Origin of the sequence: Nocardioides pinisoli, from assembly GCF_024199985.1 — a bacterium.
GTDB lineage: Bacteria > Actinomycetota > Actinomycetes > Propionibacteriales > Nocardioidaceae > Nocardioides > Nocardioides pinisoli.
In genome coordinates this window covers 382,949-401,668 of sequence record NZ_JANARS010000005.1, presented here as the reverse complement: position 1 = coordinate 401,668, position 18,720 = coordinate 382,949, and the positions used below count along the sequence as shown (strand labels likewise).

The 18,720-nt window shown below is 71.6% G+C and carries 19 protein-coding genes and 1 pseudogene; 8 read left to right on the top strand and 12 right to left on the bottom strand.

Features of this window, described 5'->3' with window-relative positions:
- Window positions 1-7 precede the first annotated feature (7 nt).
- Entirely contained in the window at window positions 8-631 is a 624-nt protein-coding gene (locus tag NCI01_RS13735; RefSeq protein ID WP_254182048.1) for an L-threonylcarbamoyladenylate synthase, read from the top strand.
- 7 nt (window positions 632-638) lie between these two features.
- On the opposite strand, the gene NCI01_RS13730 is transcribed toward NCI01_RS13735, so the two are convergent.
- The 6 genes from NCI01_RS13730 to NCI01_RS13705 form a co-directional block, all read right to left on the bottom strand.
- Window positions 639-1,898, bottom strand: a complete 1,260-nt coding sequence (locus tag NCI01_RS13730; protein WP_254182047.1) for a hypothetical protein — start codon at window positions 1,896-1,898, stop codon at window positions 639-641.
- Window positions 1,895-2,443 (bottom strand): SigE family RNA polymerase sigma factor, encoded by a 549-nt coding sequence (locus tag NCI01_RS13725; protein WP_254182046.1) that lies wholly within the window; start codon window positions 2,441-2,443, stop codon window positions 1,895-1,897. The genes NCI01_RS13730 and NCI01_RS13725 overlap by 4 nt, the downstream gene beginning before the upstream one ends.
- Window positions 2,444-2,522: 79 nt before the next feature.
- On the bottom strand, window positions 2,523-2,963 hold the full coding sequence (locus tag NCI01_RS13720; RefSeq protein ID WP_254182045.1) for a DUF6542 domain-containing protein: 441 nt from the start codon (window positions 2,961-2,963) through the stop codon (window positions 2,523-2,525).
- A 22-nt stretch (window positions 2,964-2,985) separates the two neighbouring features.
- On the bottom strand, window positions 2,986-4,149 hold the full coding sequence (locus NCI01_RS13715; protein WP_254182044.1) for a DNA recombination protein RmuC: 1,164 nt from the start codon (window positions 4,147-4,149) through the stop codon (window positions 2,986-2,988).
- Between the two features lie 64 nt (window positions 4,150-4,213).
- Window positions 4,214-5,188 (bottom strand): aldo/keto reductase, encoded by a 975-nt coding sequence (locus NCI01_RS13710; RefSeq protein WP_254182043.1) that lies wholly within the window; start codon window positions 5,186-5,188, stop codon window positions 4,214-4,216.
- Window positions 5,189-5,234: 46 nt separating this feature from the next.
- Window positions 5,235-6,227, bottom strand: coding sequence for a GlxA family transcriptional regulator (locus NCI01_RS13705; RefSeq protein ID WP_254182042.1), 993 nt, complete (start codon window positions 6,225-6,227; stop codon window positions 5,235-5,237).
- 71 nt (window positions 6,228-6,298) lie between these two features.
- Between NCI01_RS13705 and NCI01_RS13700 the strand changes: the two genes are divergently transcribed.
- Window positions 6,299-7,615, top strand: a complete 1,317-nt coding sequence (locus NCI01_RS13700) for an MFS transporter (protein ID WP_254182041.1) — start codon at window positions 6,299-6,301, stop codon at window positions 7,613-7,615.
- A gap of 3 nt (window positions 7,616-7,618) precedes the next feature.
- Here NCI01_RS13700 and NCI01_RS13695 read toward each other — a convergent pair whose 3' ends face one another.
- Complete coding sequence (locus NCI01_RS13695; protein WP_254182040.1) at window positions 7,619-8,398, bottom strand: exodeoxyribonuclease III; 780 nt, start codon at window positions 8,396-8,398, stop codon at window positions 7,619-7,621.
- A 248-nt stretch (window positions 8,399-8,646) separates the two neighbouring features.
- On the opposite strand from NCI01_RS13695, the gene NCI01_RS13690 reads away from it, so the two are divergent.
- Both NCI01_RS13690 and NCI01_RS13685 read left to right on the top strand, forming a co-directional pair.
- Complete coding sequence (locus NCI01_RS13690; RefSeq protein WP_254182039.1) at window positions 8,647-9,456, top strand: M57 family metalloprotease; 810 nt, start codon at window positions 8,647-8,649, stop codon at window positions 9,454-9,456.
- Between the two features lie 109 nt (window positions 9,457-9,565).
- A complete protein-coding gene (locus NCI01_RS13685; protein WP_254182038.1) occupies window positions 9,566-11,362 on the top strand; it encodes an acyl-CoA dehydrogenase in 1,797 nt (598 codons plus the stop codon).
- Here the strand turns inward: NCI01_RS13685 and NCI01_RS13680 are convergent.
- Both NCI01_RS13680 and NCI01_RS13675 read right to left on the bottom strand, forming a co-directional pair.
- On the bottom strand, window positions 11,359-12,930 hold the full coding sequence (locus tag NCI01_RS13680) for a PH domain-containing protein (protein WP_254182037.1): 1,572 nt from the start codon (window positions 12,928-12,930) through the stop codon (window positions 11,359-11,361). The two genes, NCI01_RS13685 and NCI01_RS13680, sit on opposite strands and share 4 nt — an antisense overlap.
- The gene (locus NCI01_RS13675) at window positions 12,927-13,430 is read right to left on the bottom strand and encodes a PH domain-containing protein (protein WP_254182036.1); all 504 of its coding nucleotides are present in this window, start codon (window positions 13,428-13,430) and stop codon (window positions 12,927-12,929) included. Before NCI01_RS13675 ends, NCI01_RS13680 begins: the two co-directional genes overlap by 4 nt.
- A gap of 231 nt (window positions 13,431-13,661) precedes the next feature.
- Here NCI01_RS13675 and NCI01_RS13670 point away from each other — a divergent pair, with 231 nt between their 5' ends.
- Complete coding sequence (locus tag NCI01_RS13670; RefSeq protein ID WP_254182035.1) at window positions 13,662-14,501, top strand: zinc metalloprotease; 840 nt, start codon at window positions 13,662-13,664, stop codon at window positions 14,499-14,501.
- Between the two features lie 109 nt (window positions 14,502-14,610).
- Window positions 14,611-15,687: a redox-regulated ATPase YchF gene (gene ychF, locus NCI01_RS13665; RefSeq protein ID WP_254182034.1), complete on the top strand. Its 1,077-nt coding sequence runs from the start codon at window positions 14,611-14,613 to the stop codon at window positions 15,685-15,687.
- A gap of 96 nt (window positions 15,688-15,783) precedes the next feature.
- Here the strand turns inward: ychF and NCI01_RS13660 are convergent, their stop codons facing one another.
- From NCI01_RS13660 to NCI01_RS13650, 3 genes and pseudogenes are all read right to left on the bottom strand, one after another.
- Complete coding sequence (locus tag NCI01_RS13660) at window positions 15,784-15,945, bottom strand: site-specific integrase (RefSeq protein WP_254182033.1); 162 nt, start codon at window positions 15,943-15,945, stop codon at window positions 15,784-15,786.
- Between the two features lie 76 nt (window positions 15,946-16,021).
- Window positions 16,022-16,233, bottom strand: a pseudogene (locus NCI01_RS13655) (integrase core domain-containing protein); the annotation flags it as partial.
- 275 nt (window positions 16,234-16,508) lie between these two features.
- Entirely contained in the window at window positions 16,509-16,778 is a 270-nt protein-coding gene (locus NCI01_RS13650) for a hypothetical protein (RefSeq protein ID WP_254182031.1), read from the bottom strand.
- Between the two features lie 496 nt (window positions 16,779-17,274).
- Here NCI01_RS13650 and NCI01_RS13645 point away from each other — a divergent pair, with 496 nt between their 5' ends.
- Together NCI01_RS13645 and NCI01_RS13640 are read left to right on the top strand one after the other, a co-directional pair.
- Window positions 17,275-18,147, top strand: a complete 873-nt coding sequence (locus NCI01_RS13645; RefSeq protein WP_254182030.1) for a hypothetical protein — start codon at window positions 17,275-17,277, stop codon at window positions 18,145-18,147.
- Window positions 18,144-18,518, top strand: a complete 375-nt coding sequence (locus NCI01_RS13640; protein ID WP_254182029.1) for a GntR family transcriptional regulator — start codon at window positions 18,144-18,146, stop codon at window positions 18,516-18,518. Before NCI01_RS13645 ends, NCI01_RS13640 begins: the two co-directional genes overlap by 4 nt.
- Window positions 18,519-18,720: the final 202 nt, after the last annotated feature.

Below are 18,720 nucleotides of genomic sequence, written 5' to 3'. Positions count from 1 at the left end.
CACCACGATGGCGCGCTACCTCGACATCCACCCCGACAACCCGCAGCCGCGACTCGTCACCCAGGTCGTCGAGGCCCTGCGCGCCGACCAGCTCATCGCCTATCCGACCGACTCCGGCTACGCCCTCGGGGCCCGGCTCGGCAACCGCGACGGGCGCGACCGGATCCTGAAGATCCGCGACCTCGACGACCGTCACCACTTCACCCTGATGTGCAAGGACTTCTCCCAGCTCGGGCAGTTCGTCCACGTCGACAACAGCGCGTTCCGGGCGATCAAGGCCGCGACCCCCGGTCCCTACACCTTCATCCTCCCCGCGACGGGCGAGGTGCCCAAACGGCTGATGCACCCGAAGAAGCGCACTGTCGGCGTCCGCATCCCCGACCACACGCTGGTCTGCGCCCTGCTCGAGGAGCTCGGCGAGCCCATCCTCACCAGCACCCTCATCCTCCCCGGTGAGACCGAGGCGCGGACGATGGGCTGGGAGATCAAGGAGGACCTGGACCACGTCGTCGACATCGTGGTCGAGTCGGGTGAGGTGACCGCCGAGCCCACGACGGTGATCGACTGGTCCGACACCGAGCCCGTCGTCGTACGCCGCGGGGCGGGCGACCCGTCGCGCTTCGAGGCCTGACCACCGGTCAGTCCAGCCTCGCGACCTTCCAGACGACGTCGTAGGCGTCCTTGCTGTCGCCCGGGCCGGGTTCGTTCCACAGCAGCATTCCCGCAGCGAGGGCGACGTCGACCTCGTGCGGCCCCATGCCGACGCGGCCCAGGCTGAGGTCATCGAGGTCGAGGAGGTAGGTGCGTGCCGGGGTGCCCGGCTCGATCATCAGCGCACCCAAGAACGTGCGGGCAGTTGCAAGCACCACGTGCCCGTCGTCGCCAGCGAGGGCTGAGACCCCGCGGATGGCCACGGGCACCTCGCCCGGGCGGTAGACCATCGTGACCTGGCTCCCCTCGCAGGGGAAGGTCACGACGGGGACATCGCCGGCCAGGACGACGTCGGGCGCCGCGTCCGGGAAGTCCGTGGGTCGCTCGCAGCCGGCAGGAAGGTCCTCTGCCACGACGGTCGACCCCTCGGCGCGCGTGAGGACCACCCGTCCGTCCGGGTGGGCGGTCAGCCGCATGCCGGAACCCCACGTGGCGGCGGCGCCTTCCAGGTCGGGCTCCGGGTCGGCCGGGCCGCCGTCCGGCACGGGCGCCGACCACCAGCGCATCGGACCGGGGTTGCCTTCCATGATGCTGCCGACGTATACCCGGTCCTCGTGCAGCTCGAGGCGGGGTGGCACGTGCACCTCGAGCCCGTAGGGGACCTCCACCACCTCACGGCGCCACTGACGTGCGGCGCGATCGAAGACCAGCACGGAGTGACCGTTGCCCTGCCCGACGCCGAGCACCAAGCGGTCGACGTCGAGGGCCAGCGGCTGCATGCCGTAGAGGTTGGCGGGCGGGTCGGGCAGCCAGTCCGTCGTCCCGGTGCGTGGGTCCAGCAACCCCAGGAGCGCGCCGACGCTGGGACCGGTCCGACGGTTGCGAAGGACCAGCCCGTCGGCGGTCAGGCCCTCGAGGCGGTCGTGCCGGAAGAACTCGTCGCTGCCGTCGTCCCTCCACGTGGTGCGAGTGGAGGCAATGACGTCGAGGCGTGCCTCGTCCGCGCTGTCGAGGCCGAGGTGGACGACCTCGGTGGGCGCGGGAGCGGGGTCCGGGTCGGCGGGGCGGGAGAGCACGGCGACAGCCGCGAGCACTGCCGTGGTCGACAGCGCGGCCGCCGCGACCGCCAACCCGGTACGCCGACGTGCGCGGCGACCGCCGGCATCCGCGATCGCGGCCGCGTCCACGCTGAAGGCGGGCTCGTCGGCCAAGGCGTCTCGCAGGGCAGTCCGCAGGTCGGCGCTCACGGCATGACCCCCTCGGCGTGGGTGCGAGCGGCCGGTTCGGGGTCGGCCAGCTCGCCCCCGTGCCGGGCGTAGGCCACCCGCAGGGCGGCCAGCCCTCGTGCCGTCTGGCTCTTCACCGTGCCCGTGCGACAGCCGAGCACCTCGGCCACCGTCTCCACACTGAGGTCCTCGTAGTAGCGCAGCACCACGCAGGCCCGCTGCCGCGGGGGCAGGTCGGCGAGCGCGGCCATGAGCAGCGCGCGGTCGGCCACCCCGTCGGTGGGGTCGGTGGCGGGGCGCTCGCCGAGACGGAGGGTGGGAACCTCCCGGGAGGAGCCCTTGCGGCTCTGGTCGATGGCGACCCGCACCGCCGTACGGCGGGCATAGGCGCGGACATCCCGCTCCGGGTCGAGGCGCGGCCACGCCAGGTACACGCGGATGAAGGCCTCCTGGACGACGTCGGCGGCCCGGTCCCAGTCGCCGCACATGAGGTACGCCGTCCGGCGCAGGCCGGGAGCGCACGCCGCGGCGAAGGCAGCGAACTCGGTGTCGTCCCGTCGTGCCATGTCACCTCCCGGCCTCCACTGTCAGTGTGGATACGTGCCGGGCCCAGCAACAGGTTGCAGCGAGGTGGACCGGACCGGGTCAGCGGGCAGGCTGGCCCAGCTCGTGCTCGAGCTCGGAGACCAGGTCGCCCTTGCGGTGCAGGCGCCAGGCGAGCCAGCCCAGGCACAGGGCGTAGCCGACGAACAGGGCGATGCCGTGGGTGGCGACGCCGGAGACGACGGCCTGTAGGACGCTGTCGCGGGGGTCGGCGATCGCGTCACGGGCCACGAGGGAGACGAAGGCGAACACCGCCACCATCAGGACCGGCGGCAGCAGCGCGACCAGGTAGAAGTCCTGCCGTCGCACGAGCGCCGCCAGACCCAGGCAGAGCGCCATGAAGCAGAGGTCGAAGAACAGCGTGAGGCTGCCGACGAGCAGCACGTCGACCGCGACGGCCGTGAGGGTGAGGGCCACTCCCAGCAGCACGACCTGGCGGCCCGGCTCCTGCCCGGCCTGCCCGAACGCACCGGTCCGTGTCACGAGGCTCAACCTAGGACCGATCTCAGGCGCCCTGGGCGCGGCGCGCCGTGACCGGCCCCGTGCCGGGGTGCTCGTCGAGGAGCTCGTCGAGCGTCGGGTCGCCCGTGGCGCCCGGGACGTCGTCGAGGACCTCGAGCTCGGGGGCGGCCGCCGAGCGGGCCACGGTCTCGACCTGGCGGGGGCCCTCGAGGCGGTCGTTGGTGACGCCGAGCTCGGCGAAGCGGCGAGCGGACACCAGCACCCGCCCCTCGAGCGATCCCATCGCCTGGTTGTAGGCGACGACGCTCGCGTTGAGGGAGCGGCCGACCTTGTCGAGGTGCCCGGCCATCGAGCCCAGCCGGGCGTGGAGCTCCTGGCCGAGCCGCTGCACCTCCTGCGCCTGGGCGTTGAGCACCTCGTGCTGCCACCCCTGGGCGACCGTGCGCAGCAGCGCGATGAGCGTCGACGGGGTGGCCAGGACGACGTTGCGGGTCGCGGCCTGCTCGACGAGGTCGGGCACGGCCTGCAGCGCGGCCTGGAGGATCGCCTCGCCGGGGAGGAACAGCACGACGAACTCCGGCGTCCCGGACAGCGCCTCCCAGTAGCGCCGCGACCCGAGGTCGCTGACGTGCTTGCGCACGTGCTCGCCCAGCCGGGTGAGCGCCCGCTCGTGCTCGGCGGCGTCGTCGGCCCCGGTGAGGTCGAGGAAGGCGGCGAGGGGCGCCTTGGCGTCGACCGCGATGGTGCGCCCGCCGGCGAGGGTGACGACGAGGTCGGGGCGCAGCCGTCCGTCGTCGAGGCGCGTCTGCTCGGCGAAGTCGCAGTGGTCGACGAGCCCGGCCAGCTCGACGGTCCGACGCAGGTGCAGCTCGCCCCACTGCCCGCGGACCTGCGGCTTGCGCAGCGCGGTCGCGAGGGTGTGGGTCTCGTGCCGCAGCACGTCGGTGGAGTGGCGTACGTCGGTCACCTGTTGGTGGAGCTGCGCCTGCCAGGCGGTGCGGTCGTGGGCCAGGTCGCTCAGCTGGTCCTGCAGCCGCTCGAGGCCGTCGCGGACGACGGCGTGGTCGGCGACGCGCTGCTGGAGCGCGGCGATCGCCGGGTCGTCGGCCGGGCGGCTGCGTGCCCACAGCACGCCGATCACGGCACCGAGGCCGAGCCCGACGGCGAGCACGGCCGCCAGGGTCAGCACGAGGGGGAAGGTGTCCATGTGCCCAGCATGGGGGCGACCACCGACATCGCCTCGGATCCGTGCCCGTCGACGCGGAGCCTGGTCAGCCCAGGAGCGCGGACGCCTCGTCCAGGCGGTGGAGCTCGTCGGGGCCGAGCTCGACCGTGCTCGAGGCGACCACCTCGTCGAGCTGGGTGGCGTCGGTGGCCGAGGCCAGCGGCGCGACGACGTGGGGCCGCACCCGCAGCCAGGCCAGCGCGACGCTCGCCGGAGCGACCTCGTGGTCCCGCGCCACCGCCTCGACGGCGTCGAGAAGGGCGAGGCCGGCCGGCGTGAGGAGGGGCGTCACCCCGGCGCCGCGGGCCCGTCCCTCGGTGTCGGCGCGGGTGCGGTACTTCCCGGACAGGAAGCCGCCGCCGAGGGCCCGGTAGGGCAGGACCGCGAGGTCGGATGCAGCTGCGAGCGGCGCCAGCGCGGACTCGTACGGCTCCCGGTGCACCAGGCTGTAGTGGGGCTGCAGCGCGACCGGCGCCGCGAGCCCGCCCTCCTCGGCCGCCCGGAGCCACCGGGCCACGGTGTCGGCGTCGAAGTTGGACAGGCCGTAGGCACGGACCTTGCCGGCCCGGACCAGCGCGTCGAACGCGACCGCGCTCTCCTCGACGGGCGTCTCGACGTCCTGGTAGTGGGCGAAGCAGAGGTCGAGGTGGTCGGTGCCGAGCCGGCGCAACGACTCGTCGACCGCGGCCGTCACCACGGGAGCCGCGAGTCCGTCGAAGCGCGCATGGTTGCCCACCTTGGACACGACGACCATCCGGTCGCGATTGCCTCTGTCGCGCAACCACTCGCCGAGGATCGTCTCGGCCGCACCGTCGGAGTAGGTGTCGGCCGTGTCGACCAGGGTGCCGCCGGCGGCCGCGAACCGGTCGAGGACGGCGTGCGACCCAGCGGCATCGGTCGTGCGGCCGAAGGTGTTGGTGCCCAGCCCCAGGGGCAGCGCCAGCGCGTCGCCCCATCGTCGGTCTTGGCTGCCGCGGTCGGGCTGCGGCGTGGCTGTCTGTGGTCCCCCGGGATCAGGCATGCGAACCATCAGACCAGACGGCGCCGACAGGGACGCCGTCCGCACCTCAGCCGTCGGCGGCCGCGACGGGCGCGCCGCGGAACGTGCGCCGGTAGGCCGAGGGCGACACTCCGAGGGAGGCACGCAGGTGCTGGCGCAACGAGGCGGCGGTGCCGATCCCGGCTCGAGCCGCGACGTCGTCGACGGTCAGGTCGGTCTCCTCGAGGAGGTGCTGGGCGTGCCGGACCCGTTGCTGGGTGACCCAGGCGCCGGGGGACTGGCCGGTCTCCTCGCGGAAGCGCCGGGTGAAGGTGCGCACGCTCATCGAGGCCTGCCGGGCGAGGGTCGCGACGTCGAGGGGCTGGTCGAGGTGCGCCTGCGCCCAGGCACGTACGTCGCTGGTGGCCTCGTCGACGCGACGCGGGACGTGGCGCTCGATGAACTGCGCCTGCCCCCCGTCGCGCCAGGGCGGGACCACCATGTGGCGGGCGACCGCGTTGGCGACCGCGGTGCCGTGGTCGCTGCGCACGAGGTGGAGGCAGAGGTCGATGCCGGCACTCAAGCCCGCCGACGTCAGCACCCGGCCGTCGTCGGTGAACAGCACGTCCTCGTCGACGGCGATGGCGGGGTAGAGGCGGCGGAAGTCGTCGGCGTACTTCCAGTGCGTCGTCGCACGGTGCCCGTCGAGGATCCCGGCCGCCGCGAGCACGAACGCCCCGGTGCAGATCGAGACCCAGCGGGCGTCAGCGGGCACGGAGGCGAGAGCGGCGCGGAGGTCGTCGTCGATCGTCCCGTCCTGTCGCGGTCCGCGGACCTGGGTGCCGGGCACGACCACCGTCTGCGCCCGGGCGAGGGCGTCCACGCCGGCCGCCGGCGCGATGGCGTAGCCGCCGGTCGCCTGCACGGGTCGCCCGTCCAGCGTCACCACCGCGACCTCGTAGAGCGGGTCGCCGGCGGCGTCGTGGGCCTCGCCCAGCACCTGGGGCGGGATGGTGAGGTCGTAGCCGATGACGGGCGCGACCGCGAGCACGACCACACGGTGCGGTGCGGGAGAGGCCATGGCCGAATTCTTGCACATGTTGGCGTTCCGGCCACTCGTGGACCGGGTGCGGTCGCCGGGAGACTGGCGCGGTGACCACGACCACCCCCTCCGAGCCGGCCCTCCAGCGACCGCAGGGCCTGCACTGGGCCTGGGTCGTCGCCGCCGTGGCGTTCGTGACGCTCGTCGGCGCGGCGGCCTTCAGGTCGGTGCCGGGCGTGTTGATCGAGCCGCTGCACGACGAGTTCGGCTGGTCGCACGGCCTGATCGGCTCGGCGGTGTCGCTCAACCTCATGCTGTTCGGCCTGATCTCACCGTTCGCGGCGGCGCTGATGGACCGCTTCGGCGTCCGGCCGGTCGTCACGTTCGCGCTGGTGATGGTCGCGGTGGGCAGCGGGCTGACCGTCTTCATGACCGAGCCGTGGCAGCTGGTCGTCTGCTGGGGCCTGCTCGTGGGCATCGGCACGGGCTCGATGTCGATGGCCTTCGTCGCGACGATCACCAGCCGGTGGTTCGTGGCCCGGCGCGGGCTCGTCAGCGGCATCCTCACCGCCGGCAACGCCACCGGCCAGCTCGTCTTCCTGCCCGTGGTGGCGTGGCTGGCGACCCACCACGGCTGGCGTACGGCGGCCCTCCTGGCCGCCGCGGCCGCGCTGGCCGTCGTACCGCTCGTCCTGCTCCTGCTGCGCAACCACCCGATCGACCTCGGGCTGCGGGCCTACGGCGCGACCGACGCCGACCCCGGCCCGCCGCCGCACCAGCAGGTCGGGTCGAGCGCGGGCCGGGCCCTCGGCGTGCTGCGCGACGCCATGCGGAGCCGCACCTTCTGGCTCCTCGGCGGAGGCTTCGCGATCTGCGGGATGACGACCAACGGGCTCATCGCGACCCACTTCGTCCCGGCGGCGCACGACCACGGCATGCCGGCCACCACGGCCGCCTCCCTGCTCGCGGTCGTCGGCATCTTCGACGTCGTCGGCACGATCGCCTCGGGCTGGCTCACCGACAAGGTCGACCCGCGGCTGCTGCTGGTCGGCTACTACGTCCTGCGCGGCGTCGGCCTGATGACCCTGCCCGCGCTCATGGCGCCGCACGTCGCGCCCAGCATGTGGGTCTTCATCATCGTCTACGGCCTCGACTGGGTGGCGACGGTCCCGCCGACGGTCGCCCTGTGCCGGGAGTGGTTCGGCGCGGCGGCCGGCCCGATCGTCTTCGGCTGGGTCTTCGCCAGCCACCAGGTGGGCGCGGCCGTCGCGGCGACCGGTGCCGGCGTGGTCCGCGACGTCACCGGCGGTTACGACCCCGCGTTCTACGCCGCGGCCGGGCTCTGCGCCGTCGCCGCGCTGATGTCGTACGCCATCGCGCGCACGCCGCAGCCCGCGGTCCAGCGGACGAGGGCCGGGGTGGTGTGAGGCTCAGTGCAGGTCGACGACGACCGGGGCGTGGTCCGACGGCGAGCCCGTGCCCTGCGCCGGGTCGCGCTCGTCGCGGTCGACGAAGGCGCCGCTGACCCGCGAGGCGAGGGCGGGGGAGGCGAGGACGAAGTCGATCTTGAGGCCGCGGTCGCGCTCGAAGCGCTGGCGGTAGTAGTCCCAATAGGTGTAGCCGGGGTCGTGGGCGCGGGTCACCTCGGCGTAGCCGTCGTCGAGGAACCCCTGGAAGGCGGCCCGCTCGGGCGGCGTCACGTGCGTCGACTTCGCGAACTGCTTGACGTCGAAGACGTCGTCGTCGGTGGGGCAGATGTTCCAGTCGCCGACCAGGGCGGTCTGGCCGTCGAGCCAGCCGCTCGCGGTCGTGCGCAGCCGCGCCAGCCAGTCGAGCTTGTAGACGTAGTGCGGGTCGTCGGGCTTGCGGCCGTTGGGGACGTAGAGCGACCAGATGCGCACCCCGCCGCAGGTCGCCCCGATCGCGCGCGACTCGGCCGCCACGGGGTCGCCCCACCCCGGCATGTCGGTGAAGCCCACCTCGACGTCCTCGAGGCCCACGCGCGAGAGCAGTGCGACGCCGTTCCACTGGTTCAGCCCGGCCACCGCGATGTCGTAGCCGAGCGCCTGCAGACCCATCAGCGGCAGCTGGTCCTCGCGCGCCTTGGTCTCCTGCAGGGCGAGCACGTCGATGTCGTGGCGCTGCACGAACGCCTCGACGCGATCGATGCGGGAGCGGAGGGAGTTGACGTTCCAGGTCGCGATGCGCACGCGTCCACCCTAAGGAAGGCGGTTCGCGCCGAACGCCGTGGGGCGAGGAAGTCTTTGCACCGCAAACCCTTTACAGATCGGGGCCCCGTGGGGGAAGTTCGTCGGCACGCACCTGTCTCGGGAACTAGTGCAAGCTCCTGCTCCACCCTGTCGGACGCTGACCCCATCACTCTTCTGGTCACGTCCGGCGCTGCTGAGAACTCCGAGATGGCGTGTGCCCCATCCCCCATCACGAGAGAAGAACCAGCATGCAGCGCAGTCGACTCGGGGCGATCGCCCTCAGCTCCGCCGCACTCCTCGGCGCGGCCCTCGCCTCACCGGCCATGGCCATGACGGACTCGGAGATCCCGTCCTTCCAGGAGTTCCAGTCCTCGTCCTACAAGGACACCGACCAGCAGTACATCGTCAACGGCGACGAGCCGGTCAGCACCACCGGCGACCTCAAGGCCTACTACGACCGGATGGTCCACGGCTCGGAGGAGGCCATGGAGGAGGGCCTCGTCGTCAACACCGTCGGGGGCGTCCAGGACAAGTGGTCCACGGCGCAGGTCGGCAACCTGACCTACTGCGTGAGCACCAAGTTCGGGTCGCGCTACACCGACGTCGTCAACGCGATGGCCGCCGGTGCTTCCCTCTGGGAGGAGGCCGCGCCGCGGATCAACTACGTCCACGTCCCGTCGCAGGACGCTTCCTGCACCACGCGCAACAAGTCGGTCCTCTTCTCGGTCGAGCCGGTGCAGACCACGCAGTACATCGCCCGCGCGTTCTTCCCCAGCACCCCCAAGCGCTCGCGCAACGTGCTGGTCGACGACTCGATCTGGACCTCGGGCTCCTGGACCCCGGCCAACATCATGGGCCACGAGCTCGGCCACACGCTGGGCTTCCGCCACGAGCACACCCGGCCCGAGGCCGGCACGTGCTTCGAGGACAACAACTGGGTCCCGTTGACGCCCTACGACTCCTCGTCGATCATGCACTACCCGCAGTGCAACGGCACGTCGAGCAACCTCAGCATGACGGCGACCGACCGTCAGGGTGCGGCCATCGCCTACCCCTGACGCACGTTCGTCACGTAGCCCCGAGCGCCCCTTCCGTCCCGAGCGGAGGGGGCGTTCGGCCCGTCCGGACCGTTGCGCGGGACTGGCTACCTGCGGGTAGCGTCGGAGCGTGACCTCCACGATCCTCTCCGCGCGCGACCTGCAATTCCTGCTCTTCGAGTGGCTCGACGTGGAGCAGCTGGCCGAGCGGCCGCGGTTCGCCGAGCACGACCGAGCGACGTACGACGCCCTGCTGGCGTTGTGCGAGCAGCTCGCCACCGAGCACTTCGCGCCCCACTACCGCAAGAGCGACACCGAGGAGCCGGTGTTCGACGGCGAGAAGGTGCGGCTGATCCCGGAGATCGAGGCCGCGCTCACGAAGTTCGCCGAGGCAGACCTGCTGGGCCTCACCCTCGACGCGGAGGTCGGCGGCCACCAGCTGCCGAACGTCGTGGCGTCGGCGTGCATGGCGTGGTTCACCGCGGCCAACATCGGCACCGCGGCGTACTCCTTCCTCACCATGGCCAACGCCAGCCTGCTGCTCGCCCACGGGACGCCCAATCAGGTCGAGCGCTACGTGACCCCGATGCTGGAGGGTCGCTTCTTCGGCACGATGACGTTGTCGGAGCCCCAGGCCGGCTCGAGCCTCGGCGACGTGGTCACGCGCGCGGTCCCCGCCGACGACGGCACGTTCCGGATCTTCGGCAGCAAGATGTGGATCTCTGGCGGCGACCACGAGATGGGCGACAACATCGTCCACCTGGTGCTGGCCAAGCTCCCCGACGCTGCGCCGGGCACCCGCGGCATCTCGCTCTTCGTCGTCCCCAAGCACCTCGTCGGCGAGGACGGCTCGATCGGCGAGCGCAACGACGTCGCCCTCGCCGGCATCAACCACAAGCTCGGCAACCGCGGAACGGTCAACACCGCGCCCGTCTTCGGCGGGGGCGCCCACACGCCCGGAGGCGCCCCCGGTGCGGTCGGCTACCTCGTGGGGGAGCCCGGCAAGGGGCTCTCCTACATGTTCCACATGATGAACGCGGCGCGCCTCGGGGTCGGGATGTCCGCGACGACCACGGCCTACACCGCCTACCTCAAGTCGCTGGAGTACGCCCGCTCCCGCCCGCAGGGCCGTCGGCTGACGGCTCCCGACCCGACCGCCCCGCAGGTGCCGATCATCGAGCACGCCGACGTGCGTCGCATGCTGCTGGCGCAGAAGTCCTACGTCGAGGGAGCGCTCGCGCTCAACCTCTACTGCTCGCGGCTGCTCGACCTGCAGGCGACCGCGCGCGACGAGGAGGAGCGCACCGAGACCGGCCGGCTGCTCGACCTGCTGACGCCGATCGCGAAGTCGTGGCCCTCGCAGTGGGGCCAGGAGAGCAACAGCCTGGCCATCCAGGTGCTCGGCGGGTCGGGCTACACCCGTGACTACGACGTCGAGGCGCACTGGCGCGACCAGCGGCTCAACCCGATCCACGAGGGCACCCACGGCATCCAGGCGCTCGACCTCCTCGGCCGCAAGGTCCTGGGCGGTGGCGGTGCCGCGCTCATGGCGCTGGCCGCCCGGATCGCCGACACCGTCGGCCGGGCCCGCGACCTCGGTGAGGAGCCGGCCGCCCACGCCGACGCCCTGCAGGCCGCGGTCGACCGGCTCGGTGAGGTCACCCTCGCGCTGGCCGGGCTGGGCGACCCCGAGCGGACGATGGCCAACGCCACGGTCTACCTCGAGGCCGCCGGCCACGTCGTGGTCGCGTGGATGTGGCTCGAGCAGCTCGTCGCGGTGGGAGAGAGGACGGGCGACTTCTACGACGGCAAGCGGGCCGCGGCGCGCTACTTCTTCCGCTGGGAGCTTCCCAAGGTGGGCCCGATGCTCGACCTGCTCGCCTCGGGGGACACCACCACGCTCGAGATGCGCGACGCCTGGTTCTAGGCCGGCACCCGGTCGGGCTCGACGAAGTCGGTCAGCAGCCCCGGCGTGGCCCGGTCGGCGAGCGCGACCGCCACGTCGAGGCGTACGTCGCGCACCAGCACCCGCTCCGTGCCCGCGGCCGTCGTGGCCGTCAGGTCGGCGAGCCCGATGCGGCGCTGCCACCACGACTGCGAGACCACCCAGCCGATGATGCCGTCGGTCTCGAGCACCGTGCGGATCCGGGCGAAGGTCCCGCCGCCGACGACGAGGTGGTCCCCGGCGAGGGCGTGCCCGAGGTGGCGGTAGGACGCCTCGCCGGCCGCAGCCGCGAGGGCGAGCAGCGTGGCTCCGATCGCGGCCAGCCACCACCACGTGAGGTCGAACCACCACCAGCCGAGGGCCAGCAGCACGATGACGTCGAGCGCGTTGCGGAGCTGGCGGAACCAGGCGCGCCGGTGCGCCTTCGGACCGTGCGCGACGAGCCGTCCGGTCAGCGGTCCGGGACGGTCGAGCACGGCCTCGCCGACCGCGACGGCCACCTCGCGCGGGCACGGCGGCAGGACCTGCGTGACGCCGTTCTCCACGCCGGTGGCCAGCGTGGACAGCTCCGCGCCGCCGACGAGCCGCATCAGCACCGGCTCGGTCAGCTCGACCCCGCGGACCTTCGCCTCCTCGACCGTGATCGAGCGGGTGGTCACGAGCCCGGACGTGAGGTGCAGCGAGCCGTGCTCCCGCACCAGGCGGAAGTCCCACCACTGCAGGACGTAGCCGGCGACCGACACGACCAGCCACAGGGTCAGCGCGCCGACCGCGAGCACCAGGACGATCGCGACGACGGCGAACTGGGTCAGCCACTCCCACGCCGAGGTGGCAGTCTCCTCGTTCCAGATCGGCAGCTCGTCGGCGAACTGCGACAGCACGCCGAGCCCGCCGACGAGCAGCACGAGCCGGCCCAGGCTGAAGGGCGCGAAGCGCAGCCACGACCAGTCGATCCGTGCCAGCGCGACCGCCGGCGCGGGCGGTGCCGGCGGGGGAGGAGCCACGGGCCGGGACTGCTGGTCGGGCAACAGGCCGAGGGATTGGTCGGCGGGCTGGTCGGCGGGCTGGTCGACGGGTGGGGTCGCGGCCTGCTGGTCGGCGACCGCGCGGCGCGTCAGCAGCGTCGTACGCAGCGCCTGGGCGTCGGGCGCGGCGAGGGCGTCGAGGGTGATGCGGTCGTCGTCGACCCCGGTGCCGATCTGCACCTTCTGCAGGCCGAGGACGCGGTGGAGCAGGGACGCCTCGAGGTCCACGCTGCGCACGCGGTCGAGGGGCGCCGTCGAGGTGGTCTTGTTGAGGACGCCGCTGCGGACCTGGATCTGCGTGGCGGTGAGGCGGTAGTGGGTCGTCAGCCACGGCAGCGCGCCGAGGACGAGCGGCCCGAAGACGGCGAGCGGGAGGATGATCGGCCAGAACTTCGTGTCGCTGCGGCTGATCCCGATCAGCGCGATCGCCACGGGCACGACCATCTGCCCGACGGCCTTCACGGGGTCGAGCAGCAGCTTGCGCGGGCTGAGCCGGACGTAGCCCTCGCCGGGCTCGGGGATCACGTCGCGTCGTCCTCGGTGGCCGCGGTGATGGCGGTGAGCTGCGCGACCACGCGCCGTGCGGTGTCGGCGTCGAGGCAGTCGACGGTGATCGGCCCGGCGGCCGACGCGGTGGTGACGGTGATCGAAGCCAGGCCGAACAGCCGCATCAGCGCACCCTGCCGGGAGTCGACCGTCTGCACGCGGCTGATGGGGGCGATGCGGGTCTGCCGGCCGATCCACCCCTCGCGGGTGTGGACGGCCGTGTCGGTGACCTCCCACCGGTGGACCCGGTAGCGGATCCGGGGCATGAGCACGACGTGTGCCACCGCCGCCACCGCGACCAGGAGCACCACGAGGCCGGCCCAGCCCGGGAGGCCCGGGACCAGGAGCCAGACGAGCACGGCGGCGACCACGAGCACGGCGTCGCCCAGCAGGGCCGACACGGTCCAGAACGGGACCGCCTGCGGCGAGACCCGGTTGGCCGGCGCGCGCAGCACCGGCACACCCCCCACGTCAGTCATGGGCGAAGTCTTGCAGGGTCGTCTTGCTGGGCCGTCCTTGCCGGCCGCCCCGAGCCGCGGTCCGCAGCAGACTTGTGCAACCGCGTGTCGTCGAGAGGCGAGCGTGCGACTTCTGCAGGTTCGTGCAGTGCACACACCTGACCCAGCGGATGGCTTCCGCCGAGTGGTCCCCTCCGGTTTGGGTGAGCACGCGTTGCTCCACCCACCGTGACCACCAGAAGGACATCGACCATGTCAGTTCGCACGTTGCTGCAGACCGCCACCGCGGTCATCGCAGCCGGCGCCCTCGCCTCCTCCCTCGCCCCCGTGGCCACCGCCGCCCCGGCCCGGGACCGGGCCGTCCCCACCTTCGGCCAGTTCCAGTCCACGACCTACCGCGACACCGCGGGCCAGTACGTCGTCAACGGCGACGAGACCGTGATCGACACCCAGCAGCTGCAGGGCTACTACGACGAGATGCTCGCCGCCTACGAGCGCGAGGTCGAGGGCGGTGCCTCCAGCGAGCTCATCATCAACCGCGTCTACGGCCGCGACGACAAGTGGTCGGCGACCACCGCTCGCAACCTGACCTACTGCGTGTCCAACAACTTCGGCAGCCAGAAGACCAACATCGTCAACGCGATGGCCAACGGCGCCTACCAGTGGGAGTCCGCCTCGTCCGGGGTCAACTTCACCTACGTGCCGTCGCAGGACGCGAACTGCCGCACGAGCAACAACGCGGTGCTCTTCTCGGTGGAGCCGACCTACACGACGCAGTACATCGCGCGCGCGTTCTTCCCGAGCAGCCCCGACAGCCAGCGCAACGTGCTGGTCAACGCCGGCTCGCTGATGAACAGCGGGTCGTGGACGCCGGGCAACATCATGGCGCACGAGCTCGGCCACGCCCTCGGGTTCCGCCACGAGCACACCCGGCCCGAGGCCGGCACCTGCTTCGAGGACAACAACTGGCGGCCGCTGACGGCGTACGACGCGGCGTCGATCATGCACTACCCGCAGTGCAACGGGTCGTCCAGCGACCTGTCGATGACCGGGACGGATCGCGCGGGGGTGCGGTCGGTCTACGGCTCCTGACGGCCGCCCAGGCGCGCAGGAGGGAGGGCCCGGCCGGTCGGCCGGGCCCTCTGCCGTCCCCGGGCCGCGAATCGCCCGCGCGCCGAGCGCGGCCGTAGACTCCCCGCCCGTGGCTCTCACCATCGGCATCGTCGGTCTCCCCAACGCGGGCAAGTCGACGCTCTTCAACGCACTGACCAAGAACGACGTCCTCGCGGCGAACTACCCGTTCGCCACCATCGAGCCCAACGTCGGCGTCGTGGGCGTCCCCGACGAGCGGCTGCCCCGGCTGGCCGAGGTCTTCGAGTCGGCCAAGGTGCTGCCGGCCACGGTGGAGTTCGTCGACATCGCCGGCATCGTGCGCGGCGCCTCGCAGGGTGAGGGCCTGGGCAACAAGTTCCTCGCCCACATCCGCGAGTCGGCCGCGATCTGCCAGGTCACCCGCGTCTTCCGCGACGAGGACGTCACCCATGTCGACGGCGAGGTCAACCCCGCCAACGACATCTCCACCATCCAGACCGAGCTGATCTTCGCCGACCTCGAGACCGTCGAGAAGGCGATCGCCCGGCTGGAGAAGGAGTCGCGCAAGGTCAAGGACCTCGTCGCCAACCTCGAGGCCGCGAAGGCGGCCAAGGAGGCGCTGGAGTCCGGCACCCCGATCATCGCCACCGACATCGACCGCACCCTGCTGCGCGAGCTGTCGCTGCTGACGGCCAAGCCCTTCATCTACGTCTTCAACTGCGACGCCGACGAGCTCGCCGACGAGGCGCTGAAGGACCGGATGCGCGGCCTCATCGCGCCCGCCGAGGCGATCTTCCTCGACGCCAAGTTCGAGGCCGACCTCGCCGAGATGGACGACGACGAGATGGCGCACGAGATGCTTGCCGAGATGGGCATCACCGAGTCGGGTCTCGACCAGCTCGCGCGCGTCGGCTTCGACACCCTCGGCCTGCAGACCTACCTGACCGCCGGCCCCAAGGAGACGCGGGCCTGGACGATCAAGAAGGGCGCCACCGCACCCGAGGCCGCCGGTGTGATCCACACCGACTTCCAGAAGGGCTTCATCAAGGCCGAGGTCGTCTCCTTCGACGACCTGATGACCGCCGGCTCCATGCTCAAGGCCCGCGAGGCCGGCAAGGTCCGCATGGAGGGCAAGGACTACGTCATGGCCGACGGCGACGTGGTGGAGTTCCGCTTCAACGTCTGACGGTTCACTGTTTGCTCAGGTCAGAGGCGATTTCTGGGGCTCGTCAGGCCTGTTCTGCCCTCACTGTGCCCTCACCAGAACGAACGACTTCGTCCACTAGGCGCGCTGGACGGCGACCACGTCAAAGCCCGAGGCGATCAGCCCGGAGGCATAGAAGTGGCGCAGGTCGTGATATCGGACGCCCGCCACCCCGGCCCGCTGGAGGATGGTGCGCCACCGGTAGCCGATGGTGTTCTGGTGCGGCGATCCACCCCTCATGGGCGTGGCCCTGGGCGTTGCCGCAAACCGCCGCTTGTCGGGGGCAACCTGAACCGCCGCGGGTCTTCTGCCGCTCCTACACGGGTTGCGGCTCTCGGTTGAGGGCCGCGTAGTGGGCCTGCTGGAACTCGACCAGGGTCATCATCCCAAGGGTGCCGTGCAGTCGCCGGTTGTTGTACCAGTCGACCCAGCCGGCAGTGGCGTACTCGACATCGCCGATGGTCCGGTAGGGGCTGGCGTGGAACCCGTGGTGTGGACGCATTCGGTCCTGCGCATGATCTCGTTGTCCTCCTCGAGCCGGCGGACCTTGGCCTTCAGATCCTTCATCTCGGCCAGCTCCTCGTCGTCGCACCCTGGCGCTGTCCAACGTCGACCTGGGCCTGCACGACCAAGCGGCGCACCGTCTCCTTCCCTAGACCCTCGCGACGTGCGACGGACTCAGCGGCCGCGGTCAGCGACGGGTACTCCGGCAGATGCTCCAGCACCTGCCGCACGCACCGCTCCTTGACCGCCTGGGCCCGACCTCAGACGTCACGTGCCTGCCGAACGACCTGCTTCGGTCGCTACTCCGGCTTGGGTCCGAACACGCGCTTGGCGATGGACCCGGTGCCGATAGCGGCGAACAGGGCGACAAAGACGCTCGAGGGAATGGTGGTGACACTCGAGTCGACACTGTGGAAGGTCGCCTGGCCTCCATAAACGCCGACGAACAGCACGGCGACCCACATGGCGACGATCCCCAAGGTGGCCCACATCTCGCGAACGAGGATCCGTGAGGCCCAGCCCTCACGAGGCGACCGGACCGGGGACTGGTCTTGCATCGGTGATGTCATGTCTACCTCCTAGCGATCCACTCCTAGTCTGATTCGGGCTGCCGAACCGGCGGTAGAGGCGCAAGTCATGCGCCGTATGGGCAGGGGTCCCCGATCGTTGCTCCTGGGCGGCGAAAGGACGACGCGCCGGAGCATGGACTCGGGCGTGGCGCGGCGGGCCCAGCTCAGTGGGTGGACGGTGGCCCGACGTTTTCGGGGGTTCCGTCGGACCACCGCCGGAGAGGACTACACCAAGCGCCCCTGAGGGACTGTTGAGGGATTCACCACGCGCAGCCTGAGAAGTCCGGTAGTTGCAGTTCTGTGACCCGCGGGGCGATCTCCACGCGCCCGCTTGCTCATCAGCAGTCAGCACGCCGGCAGGCGGCTCACTGGTCCCGAACCGGTGGGGGTGCGGGCGGCCTTCGTTTGTGTCGAATGCTTGACACAAAGGATGCGGCGACTCACGCTCTACTTGTCACAATCATTTGACACAAAGTCACCAGGGGTGCCCATGTCGTTGTCCGTCCTGCTCGTCCTCGTCGGTGGGCCGCTGCTCTTGATGGTCATCGCGTTTGCTGGCCGGACATTCACCGGCGGACGCGTCGACCCGCGCCGTGAGTGGAGGTGGGTTCGCCTGATGTGGGTTGCCGCCCTTGGCGTGGGCGGCGTGGTCGCATGGCTGGTCCACGGCAGCCTTGACCTCGGCCGGGGGACGATGCTGGTCCCCGCGGTCCTCGGTCTCTTCGTGGTCGCCGGGGTGGGCCTCGCGGAGACCGTGGTGCGACCGAGACGGCCGACCGGTCCCCGGACTGCTTCGCTTGCTCCCCGGCAGGTGGCCGACTACTTGCCGCGGGCACTCACCACCGCGGTCGGGGGGATCACAGCGCTCCACCTTGCCACCCTGGCACTGACCACGGCATCCGCCTCCACGGATGACCTCGGACGCACCGGACGGCAGATCGCCGCCCGGTGCGGCAACACCGGCAGCGCAGCCGGTCCCTACCCGGGCAGCTTCTACTCCGTCCCACTCACACTCCTGCTCCTGGCCATCGGACTGGCCACCGCTGCGGCGTTGATGGCTGTCGTACGCAGGCCGCGCGGTTCTGCGCCGGACGACATGGGGGACGACGAACTGCGCCATCTGTCCGCGACACGGATCCTCGCCGCGGCAGGCGCAGCCGTGGCTGCCAGCCACGTGGGCATCGCGTTCTTCGCCGGGACGGCACTGCTCAGGATGGACTGTCAACGCGCCTGGATGGACCCGGCCGGTTGGGTGCTCGTGGCGAGCATGCCAGCAGCTTTGCTGCTGCTCGGCTGGTGCCTCGGCCGGATCGTCACCCCCGGAGCGCTCCCTGCCGCCCTCCCCACACACCCAGCGGGGACGCGGTGAGCCTCGTCCTGACCCTCGACCCCGACGACCCGACCCCGCCGTACGAGCAACTGCGGCGCCAGCTCGCCGACCTGATCACGGCGGGTCAGCTCGGCCCCGGCGACCGGCTCCCCCCGCTGCGCCAGCTCGCCGGAGACCTGGGAGTGGCCGTCGGTACGGTCGCGCGCACCTACCGTGAGCTCGAACTGGAGGGGCTGCTGACCTCCCGTCGCGGCGGTGGCACCCGCGTCGCTGCGGCCGGACGAGCTCGTGCCACGGATCGGCGCCAACTGCTCCGTGGCATGGCGGCGGACTTCGTGGCCCGAGCCCGGGGCTTGGGCTTCACGGATGAGGAGATCATCGTCGCCCTCAGCCGCCAACTCCCCTCGTAGAGCCGGTTGATGTCCTTCGCGCCGAGGGGGCCGCTGCTACCGATCGCACGATTGCGCTGCTCCTGGACCACATCGGCGGCAGCGGCGACCCGATCCTCTGGGGCAGGCCTCGGCGAGCGGAGTCACCTGACGTCATGTCGCTGAGCGAATCGGAGCTCTGTCGGTCGACCCGGACGAGGCGTTCGAGCTGGCCTCTGACTCG